Origin of the sequence: Methylobacterium aerolatum (genome assembly GCF_022179085.1) — a bacterium.
In the GTDB taxonomy this organism is placed as follows: Bacteria; Pseudomonadota; Alphaproteobacteria; order Rhizobiales; family Beijerinckiaceae; genus Methylobacterium; species Methylobacterium aerolatum.
Map to the genome: position 1 here is coordinate 72,955 of NZ_BPQE01000039.1, position 10,080 is coordinate 83,034.

Annotated in this window: 8 protein-coding genes and 2 pseudogenes; 8 read left to right on the top strand and 2 right to left on the bottom strand. The window is 65.2% G+C overall.

The window, feature by feature from the left end; all coding sequences use genetic code 11:
* Positions 1–42 precede the first annotated feature (42 nt).
* Positions 43–255 carry a hypothetical protein gene (locus tag MFF06_RS21340; RefSeq protein ID WP_238207929.1) on the top strand — a complete coding sequence of 71 codons (213 nt, stop codon included), beginning with the start codon at positions 43–45 and terminating at the stop codon, positions 253–255.
* Positions 256–369: 114 nt separating this feature from the next.
* On the opposite strand, the pseudogene MFF06_RS21345 reads toward MFF06_RS21340, so the two are convergent.
* Positions 370–1,337 (bottom strand): annotated as a pseudogene (locus tag MFF06_RS21345) (SMP-30/gluconolactonase/LRE family protein).
* A gap of 1,939 nt (positions 1,338–3,276) precedes the next feature.
* Here MFF06_RS21345 and MFF06_RS22845 point away from each other — a divergent pair.
* The 4 genes and pseudogenes from MFF06_RS22845 to MFF06_RS21360 all read left to right on the top strand — a co-directional run bounded on the left by MFF06_RS22845 (position 3,277) and on the right by MFF06_RS21360 (position 6,395).
* Entirely contained in the window at positions 3,277–3,585 is a 309-nt protein-coding gene (locus MFF06_RS22845; RefSeq protein ID WP_370876729.1) for a plasmid mobilization protein, read from the top strand.
* Positions 3,586–3,596: 11 nt separating this feature from the next.
* A pseudogene (locus MFF06_RS22850) lies at positions 3,597–3,998 on the top strand (relaxase/mobilization nuclease domain-containing protein); the annotation flags it as partial.
* 118 nt (positions 3,999–4,116) lie between these two features.
* A complete protein-coding gene (locus MFF06_RS21355; protein ID WP_238207933.1) occupies positions 4,117–4,431 on the top strand; it encodes a hypothetical protein in 315 nt (104 codons plus the stop codon).
* A gap of 194 nt (positions 4,432–4,625) precedes the next feature.
* Positions 4,626–6,395: a DNA-primase RepB domain-containing protein gene (locus MFF06_RS21360; protein WP_238207935.1), complete on the top strand. Its 1,770-nt coding sequence runs from the start codon at positions 4,626–4,628 to the stop codon at positions 6,393–6,395.
* A gap of 76 nt (positions 6,396–6,471) precedes the next feature.
* Here the strand turns inward: MFF06_RS21360 and MFF06_RS21365 are convergent, their stop codons facing one another.
* Positions 6,472–7,065, bottom strand: coding sequence for a TetR/AcrR family transcriptional regulator (locus MFF06_RS21365; protein WP_238207937.1), 594 nt, complete (start codon positions 7,063–7,065; stop codon positions 6,472–6,474).
* Between the two features lie 365 nt (positions 7,066–7,430).
* Here MFF06_RS21365 and MFF06_RS21370 point away from each other — a divergent pair, with 365 nt between their 5' ends.
* The 3 genes from MFF06_RS21370 (at position 7,431) to MFF06_RS21380 (ending at position 10,054) form a co-directional block, all read left to right on the top strand.
* Positions 7,431–8,351: a hypothetical protein gene (locus MFF06_RS21370; protein ID WP_238207939.1), complete on the top strand. Its 921-nt coding sequence runs from the start codon at positions 7,431–7,433 to the stop codon at positions 8,349–8,351.
* A gap of 73 nt (positions 8,352–8,424) precedes the next feature.
* On the top strand, positions 8,425–9,840 hold the full coding sequence (locus MFF06_RS21375) for an exodeoxyribonuclease VII large subunit (protein ID WP_238207941.1): 1,416 nt from the start codon (positions 8,425–8,427) through the stop codon (positions 9,838–9,840).
* Positions 9,841–9,862: 22 nt separating this feature from the next.
* Complete coding sequence (locus MFF06_RS21380; protein ID WP_238201008.1) at positions 9,863–10,054, top strand: hypothetical protein; 192 nt, start codon at positions 9,863–9,865, stop codon at positions 10,052–10,054.
* The last annotated feature ends 26 nt before the right edge of the window (positions 10,055–10,080 follow it).

A 10,080-nucleotide genomic window follows, 5' to 3' on the forward strand; every position in this document is an offset into this window, starting at 1 on the left:
GGTCATGGTTCGCGCCGATACACAGTCGAAGACGTTCAGGCCATGCGTCGGCGCATCGAATTCCTCTTCGCGGAGACGCCGCGCCGCAAGGAGCTGCAAGTGACCCTGTTTGAGCACGCCTATTTTGTGGATGTCCCGCGTTCCGTGGAGGCCACGCGGGAGCGGTGGACGCGGGAGTCAGGGAGCGCCCTCATCCCGCTCGATTGGGCCATTCGCAAGGACAAGCAAAACTCACAGAGCCATATTACTCGATGAGGCAGGCCGGAACCGGACGCTCCGAGGGCCCGCTTTGGGTCATGAGCCACATCAGCTCCCACCTTAAAAAGAGGCAATTCACGGGTGTCGCTGCTGTAAGGATACCCATGTTCCCTACGGCACCATCGCCCCCTGCGTTTCGACATAGACCGCGTAGATCGAGGTGCTGGCTGCTATGAATAGCCGGGTCCGCTTGGGTCCGCCGAAGCAAAGGTTGGCGCAGGTCTCGGGCAAGTGGATCTTGCCGATCAAGTCGCCTGAGGGCGCGTAGCAGCGCACGCCATCCTCGCTCGCGTCGGCCCATCCCATCGAGCACCAGACATTGCCATCCACGTCGATGCGGATTCCATCGGTGAAGCCTTCCGTGAAGACCCGGTCGCCGGTGAGCCGGTCGCCTTCGATCGTGAAGGCACGGATGTTGGACCGGCCGCCATGGGTGATACCGTAATCGACGACGTAGAGCGTCTTTTCGTTGGGCGAGAAAGCGAGGCCGTTCCGCCTGTCAATGCCCGCCGCCACGGCCTTGGCCTGTCCCGTGGAGGGGTCGAGGCGGTAGACCTGGGCCGGTAACTCCGCCGTGGCCTTGTGACCCTCGTAGTTCCCGTCGATGCCGTAGCCCGGATCGGTGAACCAGATCGTGTCGTCGGCGGCCACCACCACGTCGTTGGGGGCGTTGAGCGCCTTGCCGGCGAATGTGTCAGTTAGAACGGTGATCTTGCCATCGGCTCAGTGCGGGTCACCCGGCGGGTATCGTGCTCGCAGGTGATCAGCCGACCCTGTCGGTCGCGGGTATTGCCGTTTGAGTAATTCGAGTTCGCTCGATAGACGCTGACGTGGCCGTTCTCGAGCCAGCGCATGATCCGGTTGTTCGGGACGTCGCTCCATAGCAGATAGCCGCCGTCCCGGAAGTAGACTGGACCTTTTGCCCAGCGGAACCCTGTGGCGATGCGCTCGATAGCGGTGTTGCCAACCTTGTAGCAAAAACGCCTGTCCAAAGCCTCGACCCGCGGATCGGGATAGCGGGTGCCGGGCAAGTTGCCGAGGGGCAATCGGTCGGCCTGCGCCGTGACCGTGGTCGCCATCAGGGCGACCATATCCGCGACGACATCACGTCGGTTCATCATTCGTCTCTCCCTTGTCCGGTCTTCACGACGGAAGGGTGGATTGTATGGAAGCTGGGTTCGGTGTCTCGAGTTTTTCGTTTCAGAGAGGCGATGCGGCTAGGAGGTTGTCCTGGGACAGGGAAGCGTTGCATTCGGGATAGAAATGTTCTTGACGGCGGCGAGACGTGCAGGTTCTTTTACAGATTGGGTACCTCGAAAGGACGGCACTCTATCGCCACGATGTAGCCTTTGATTGCGCTCGTATGGATCACAAGCCGGAAGCCAGAGAAACCAACCTCGCAGCGACAAGCCGAGAAAAAATATAGACGGCTGGTTTGCCCGCTGAAATTCTCCCTACGGGCAAACCTTTGGGGCGACGCTTGGTCAGAACAGTTCGCCGTTCTTGTTGACCGGCTGAGGCACAGGAGCTGGTTCTGATGTCGTACCCTCCCTGGGCCGCCCTCTTGCCATCACCATGTCCATCCCTCTCCCGAGCGCATGTCTGGCGTTCTGAGCAGATTCAAGTTCCTGCTCCGCCTTGCGAACAGATTCTGGGCTGTCAACGTCCCGTGACGTGGACGTTGTGGCGACCATCGGTGTTGCCGGTGCCGGCTCGATAGTTCGCGCCTGCGGCGCCGGCGTGGGACGTTGTGATCCAGCGGGTCCGGAAGGTGCGATGCTATGCGGCTTGGTCGCATCCTGGCTTGCCATACTGGGGCGATCTGGTTGAGTCACGGACGCAGGTGATGGCGTAGGGCCTGCGGAGGGGGGCTGAGGCCGCGTGGGCCTGGGCGGCAATGTCCACGGGCTCGTGCTCGACGTCCCAGCGGAAGCTTCAACAGGGCTGTTCGCGATGAAGGCCGCCGTTTGGGATGGCGGTGTCGTCGGCGCTTGCCGTTGCTGCGGCTGAGGCGATGCAGGGGGTGGTGTCGTACCCTGGGTGGCGCTGCTCGACGCAGGCGGTGACGAACTCCCGGAGGACGAAGCACCTCCGCTCGTATCTGCCTTCTTGACTCGGCCTCTTCGTGCAGAGCGTTTGTCACAGCGTGCGAGGTAGCGACGGAGTTGTGTTCCGTCGAGTTGTTCGCCTCCGAACTTCAGTCGCGCAGCAATCGTCGCGAACGAATGTCCCGCCTTGAGGCAGGCGCGGATGTCGGCGGCGTAGGCCGCGATTTCGGTCGCCACAGTGACCTTGGTCGGTTGTGCCTCCGGTTCCTCGGCTTGCAACTCAGTGAGTGCGTTGCGGTTGTCGGCCGGCTCGTTCGCCAACATGGGCTTCAGTCTGCGTTTGGGTTTGGCCATCGGTCTTTGCCTTGCGTGAGCCAAGCCTTAGGTCGAGCGGGATTGCTCAAGCTTAGCTCGCTTATGGTCACGCTTGTCGCCGGAAAATGCAAATCCTGGCGATTCGCATGCAGTCTTGTCCCTGTAATTACCCGTAAGTCCGGGGCCGTGAATCGCTATACGAATCGCCAATATTTGACAGAGGCGCTTGGTCAAGCTTTACCCTCAAGCTTGAGCTTATCGGCTGTCGATAGCTCGGTCGAGCCATCTCGGCTCATGAGGGTGTGGCCGATGATCATCTACGTAGAACACGGAGCGTCTGTTGTTCCGTTCGGCTCATGGAGGAAACCACCGCCAGCCGACTTGGACCGCACTGTCGCACCAGTGAGCCAAACATCGGCCTTAGCGACACAGAAGGAAGTGTACTCCCGGAAGGACGGTCCCGAGGAGAACACAGCGGGGAACACAGCGGGCAGGATGCCCCTCGCTATCCGCGCCGCCGGCCAAGCCGGGCGCAGCTAGCGAGGAGACGCAGCCGTTCGGCGCTGACGCTTCTCACAGCCGCTCACCTGTCGGGGCGAGCCCCCGAACCCCCATCCCAGAACCTCCCCGAACACAGCCCGAGAGGACTTCTGACGTGCCCGGCCAACGCGGAACCGAGACGCGCATCCTGACGAAGCAGGTCAACATCCGGCTCACGCCGGAGGAGTACGAGCGCCTGCAGGCCGAAGCTGCGGCGGCCGGCATCACGCTCGCCGAGCTCACGCGACGACGGCTCCTCGGGCTTCACATCACGGCGCGCGTCGATGCTGAACTGATCCGCGAGCTGCGGCGGCTCGGAGGGCTCGCCAAGATCGCCATCCGCACGCTGCACTTGGCCGAGACCGGTCGCCTCGTGCTCAAGGACATTCGCTCCGCCATCGCGCATCTGGCCGTGCCGTCATGATCGGCAAGCGCATGCCCAAGCGCCGCGACGGCGCGTCGGTGGTTCGGCAGGTGACCCAGCTCGCCGCCTATATCGACCGCGACGTCAACGCCCAGGATCGCGGCGACGTCGTGGCTCGCGGTCAGCTCAATCTGATCACCGACGTCCGCTCGGACCAGGTCGCCGAGATGGCCGCCACCGCGATGGGTGCCCCCACCGCCCGCAGCCCGATCGAGCACCTCGTGCTGTCGTGGCGGGCGGGCGAGCAGCCGACGGTCCGCCAGATCGAACAAGGCCTGGCGATCCTGCTGGAGGAGACCGGCCTGCGCGGCCATCAGGTGCTCTGGACGCAGCATCTCGGCGCGTCCGGCAACGCCCACGTCCACGCGCTGATCTCGCGTGTCGCGCCCGACGCGGACAAGCCGACGCGGGTCGCCTTCTTTCACCGAGCCATCGGGCGCGCCGTCGCCCAGATCGAGCACGTCCAGGGCTGGCAACGCGAGCCCGGCGCGCACCACGAGGTCTTCGAAGACCGCAGCATAGGAGAGCAACATGTCGACCGGTACAGGACCGCAGGGCGACCCGCCCCCGGACTACAGCCGCATCGCAGCCTACCAGGCGCAAGGGGCCCACACCAACACGATCGAGCTCTTGAGGATCATCCGGGAGGGGAGCGACGAGGCCGATCCGATCGGGACGATCATCGATGGTCAGGACCGCGCCTCGAGCCGCCTCAAGCAGATCATGGAGCTGTTGCAGGCCATGTCGGCCGAACAACAGAGACAGGCGGGCGACCTCACGGTGCTGCGCCAGCAGGTCGGCGAGATCCACCTCGTTCTCACGCGGGCAACTCTCACTCGCAAATAGCCCGCACGCTGGCAGCCGTGAGACTGCGTCGGGCAGCAGCGTCCGAGCCCGCTGCCCGGCCGCAGATCTCTTCCTTGCAACAGGGATCTCGGCCCGAACTCTCCGAGGCGATGGCAGCGGCGCGGGATGACCGAGCGACGACCCCGGCCGACCCGGTCGCGGCCCTCGCCGCCCGGCGTTTAGCCGAGATTCGCATGCGTCTCGCCCATCGCGCGCAGGGGACGAAATTGGTGCTCGCCAGAAGGATCGGGCCGGGCGATGCGTTGCCTGCCGGCGCCGCGCGGGCCGAGATCTACCGCGGTGAGGAAAGCGCCGCGCGACGCGTGATCGAGGTCGTCGGTCCGATCGCGACGAAGGCATCGTCGTGGGCCGCCTTGCACGCGGCCCTCGATGAGCACCAGATCATCTACGAGGCGAAAGGATCGGGCGCGGTCATCGTCGTGGACGGGATCAGGGTGAAGGCCTCGACGTGCCGGGCGGCCAGCCGAACCCGCCTGGAGAAGCGCCTGGGCGCATTCGAGCCGAGATCGAAGGGTGTCGGTCATCAGCCCAGCCCTGACAACCAGAGCGCCGATGCAGTCTTGCATTCACTGCGACCGGCTCCCGGTACCGACCCGGCCCTCTTCGGCCTCGCGAGGCGACAGGAAATGGCGGCGAGTTCTGCGCGGAGCGCGTACGACGACGCCTATCCGATGCTCAACTTCGCCCCGCTGCTGAAGGCGGCCGTCGTCGGGCCGGCTCCTCGCGCCGCCCCGAGCGCGCGCAGTCTCGCGATGAGAGCAGGTCAGCCATTGCCTCGCTTGGCACCGATCCGCCAGCCGAGCCACGGCGCGAGCGTGACCGGACCTCTCGAGCTGTACCATGCGGCTCTTCAGGCCGACCTCTACCGAGTCGTGACCGAGCGGCGCTCGCCGCGGGCTCGTGGAAAAGGCGACGAGGTTTTCGCCCAAGATCCCGATCTGTTGAGGCAACTGACGCCGTGCCCGATGGCCGAGATCGCGTTGGGCTGGAAAGCGATGGAGCGAGCGGGCGGGCCCGGGGCAAAAGTCCATCTCAGCCCGATCTCCACAGACCGGCACCACCTGATGCTCTCCGGCCTCGCTAAAGCGCAAGTCGATGCCTTGGTAGCTTCCGGTTTTGCGCCAGCCCTCGTCCTCGACAAGAGCGACGGGAGCCACGAAGTCGTGCTGACGACGCCGAACGAGGGTAGGCCCTACGAACAGGCTGCCCTGGCCGAGGCGAGCGAGGATCTCCGCTTCAGCCTCGGGGTCGCCCGCAGCCCCTACGGCCTGCGGATCGACGATCCCGATCACCCGGATACCGCTGTTCGGAACGCGGACGGGAGCGCTCGCCGTGTCTATGCGCAGATTCTCACCGCGACCGGGGCGATGTGCCAGAGGCTCGGCCAGCGGCTCGCGCTCTGGATCGGCAACTTCGCCCGACGTTACGGTCTTGGGCCGGCCTCACAACTCGATCGCGGTCCAAGCTCGGACGGCGAGGAGCAGCACGCCGACGCGCCGGTCTACTGGGCGCACCGGGCAGACCTTCTCGCACGCTGGCAGGGGCGCTGGCCCGATCCCTCCCGGATCGACGCCCTGATCGCCCGCCGTCTGCGCGGTACTGGGCACGGCGAGGAGGCGGTCGCCACCCTGATCACCGCCTGCGCTCCGATGGTGCCGAGGATCGGCCGTCATGCCTGGACCGGATACGGCCGTCGTGCGGCAGGCCATGCCTTCCGCGGCGACGCACAGGACAGCTGCTGGGCATTCGACCGCGCTTCTCCGGAGATGTGGCTGGAGTTGGAGCGTGCCGCGCGGAAACGTGAGGAGGCCAACAAACCGAAGTCGATCCCGGTGGCCGCCCCGGCGGTCACGCTGCCTCCGCTGGTTCGAGCCTCTGGCAAGGCAAAGGCGAGCGAGAAGCGCGGGGTTAGGCGCGGCAGCGGGAACGGCAACGAGATGTAGGTGGAGCAAGTCGGCATCCGCCATCCGGAACCGACGTGCCCTGAAACTCTCAGAGAAATGAGCGGACGCTCATCCATCAGATCGTATCCACGAACGGCCTGATCGCCACCTCCGTCCCGCCCAGGAGATCATCGCACCCGGCGCCAGACTGGGCTCGCAGGGCCATGCCGTAGAGGATGGTGAAGCAGAGCTCGGCCAAAGCGGCCTTCTGCCCCGGTGGGAGATGCTCGTCCTTCACCGCGCGGGACAGGCGTTCCTCGATCGCGCGCTCAATCCGCTGCCGATACTCCGCGATCAGCGAGCCGACCTCATCATCTTCCGTCCTCAGATTCACCGAGCTGGTCAGGATCAGACAGCCGCATGCCGGGGACCAGCGCGTGTAGAGCTCGGCGGCTTCCGCAAACAGGGTCTGGAACGCCTCAATGGGTTCGTCTGCGGCGAGAGGCTCCAACACCGCTTCGAGATGGCTCACCCAGTACGAGCGGAGCGCGGCTTCAAACAGCTTCAGCTTCGATCCGAACGCCGAGCTGAAGCTCTGGGGATGGGTGATGCCCATGGCGGTCTGCAACGCCCTGAGCGGAGTGGCGCTGTAACCGCGTTCCCAGAACAGCATCATCGCTTGATGCAGAGCCTGCTTCCGATCGAAGCTCCAGGGGCGTCCGCGGGCCATCGGCAGCTCATCTATTTATGAGCGATCGCTCATTTGTTTATCGCATGCTGGGCCGCGGCGCATTCAAAAGTGAGCGACCACTCAATTAATCAAGCGCTCGGGTAACCTAGCACGCGCCGACCTGCTTGTGGTCGATCGATGTCCGGCAACCATCACACAGCACGAGAGGGAAAAAATCGAAGTGCTCCCGAGCCTCTGTGGCTGCGGGAGCGGAGGGGAAGACAGTCCAATCAAGGTGAATCAGGCGAAGGCCCTTCGCCCACAAACCCCAGGAAGGACGGGGTGAAACGCGGCGCTCGAACAGCGCCGGCGGGAAGCAGTCGGTGAGGTGCCTTCGCCCCTTCCCCTCATGACGGACACGACAAATGACAGATCTCAACGCGCTCGTTGGCGCGAACGAGCCCGGCCGCGCCCACGAGCCGAGCTTCTGGGTGCGCGCCACGGTTGAGCGCCCTCGCAGGCACCAGGACGGCCTTCTCCTCGAACTCCGGGCCGTCGATCCAAGCCGCCCCGGACGGCTCACAGCCTTCATGACGGGTGACTTCATCCGAGAGGTTCAGACCGCGACGGGCATCTTGCTCGATCCGAGCACTATCTTCGGCGAACACCAGCTGAAGCTGACCGTGACGGCCGAACCACGGGGTGACCTCTCGGCACAGGTCGCAGGCTTCGTGCGAGAGACCTTCCTGTTGGACTGGGCCGAGCAGGATGCCGCGATCCGGGATGGGCTCGAGGCCGATCGGATCTGGGATCGTCAGCACAATCTGCCGGCCCCGAGCCGCCTCCGGCGGGTCTTTCTGATCGAGCCGGAAGACGGAGGTTCGCCCAGCGCACTCAGGGAGACACTCGAGCGGTGGTGGGAGCACGGGATCATCGAGCTGATCCGGCACCCGGTCGCCTTCGAGGAAGCCGGATCGGTCGCCGCACTCGAGGAGGCGATCGGCTGCGCCTGGGATCAGTTTGAGTGGGGCACGCTCGACCTCGTGATCATCGCGCCCGGTACCGGCTTCGCGTTCCGCGCCCTATCGGACGAGGGACTGCTGCGCCGGATCGCCGTTCTCCCGGTCCCGATCGTCCTGCGCAAGGCGGGCGCTCCGACCCTGCTCGACACCATGGCCCACCGCTGTTTCGATTGCCCGGACGAGATCCTCACCTTCCTGACCGGCATCCTCCGGGAAGAGGTGCGCGTGGCGAACACGCCGCGGCTCGCGGCGATCGCCGAGATGATCGAGCCGGCTTCCGCTCGACGGATGACGCCCGCGTTCCACGGGCCGCTGTTCGACTGACGCGACCGCCGCGATCCGGCCGCCCGCATGAGGGCCGCCGGATCATCTCTCCTTCCCGGGAAACGAATGACAGATGAGACACCACCGCTTCTTCAACCCGTCCGAACGGGCGCCCCTGCGTCGCCCGCTCTCGGGCGATGTGGGTCGTCCCCTCGGCCGAGCGAACGACGAGAATGAGGGCAAGCCCGCCGATGAGGTGCGCGACCTACGAGACCTCATCGCTTGGCTGCGTCAGCGCCTGCGCGGCGAACACACGGTGCGGGCCTGCGTCCTCACCGTCGAACCCGTCGGTCCCAGCGATTACCTGCTTTTGCTCGGGGAGGCCGACCCCAGCGGCAGTGCCGATCCGCCGCGGCTGAAGGTTCGGCTCGATGCTGCTGAAAGCGAGGCCCATCGAAGCCTGACCGGTGAAAGCTTCGATCCGGCGACCCTGGTCAACCGGAGGATCGAACTGCGGCTGCAGACCGGCATGCGCCAGCGCTTCGGTCGCGGGGCCGGGGTGCAGGCCCGGGTCCTCGCCCTGCTCTCGATCGGTGAGGTACCGATCGACGGCGAATTGGATCGGGAGCGAACGCTACAGCGTCTCCGGCTGGAAGGACGCCGGTTCGGTCCTGAGACCTGGGTCGAACCGGAGGATCTCCACCACATCGCACTGATTGCAGCCGAGTGCGGCGATGCTCGCCGTGACGTCGAGCACGTCCTGCGTCCGCTCGAGGAGAGCGGTCTCATCCGCATGCACCGGATCTGGGCGAACTTCGAAGGCCCCAGTGCGGAGCGGTCCTTGGCTGACGCGTTCGAGCGGGTCAGCGAACTGCATCGCGATCACGGCCTGTCGGCCACCCTGGTCTGCAGGGGAGGGGGACCAGTCGAGGGCTTCCGGGCCTTGAATGCTTTCGTGACCGCAAACGCTGCCCTGGCCACCGCGGTTCCGAATCTCATCGTTGGGCTCGGCCATGCCGGTACGCCGCCCACCGCTCTGGATGCGATCGCGGCCCGCTCGGAGCCCACGCCGACAGCCGCCGCGGTGCTGGTCCGCCGTCTTGTTGAGGGCACCGGCGCCCGGGCCGAACGTGCGCTCGCCGCCTTCGATGCTGCGGTCACTGACGATCTGGAAGCGGCCGCCCGGATCGCCCTGGCGCAGGCTACCCATGCCTTCGAGGCCGCCGTTCAGGATCTCGTCGATCGCGCCGACCGACACCTGCGGCAACTGGACAGAGCCGTCGAGCAGAGTCTGCTGGGTCACCTTGCCAAAGCAACCACCACTGCGGCCGTACCTCAAGCAGCTTCCGATCCTGCCCAACTCCCACAGCTCGGCGATGGCGATGGTGCGCCACCGCAGGAGCCGGGGTTGGCGCTGGTGACCGTCGCCGAGACCAACCGCGTCATCACTCAGTACGATCAGCTGCGATCAGACAGCAACCTGTTCCTTCATTTCCACGACGGAACGGTCTTCGTCCGGGTCGTACCGATCAGCGTCGCCTTTCACTGACACCTCAACGAGGAATTACATCATGACCGAGAACCAGACGACTAAGACACCCAGCTTCCTGATGGCGGTCAAGCGCATCGAAGCGCTGACCCAAGAGATCCGGAAGGATGGATTGGCGGCCTTCGAGAAAGCCGAAGCCGCTTACGGAGAGATCCAAGAGCTTCGCACCGTTCTGCACGATCGTATCGCGAGCCTGCGCCGCCGAACTGCGTAACCAATATTGTTGCCTCACCGCCGATG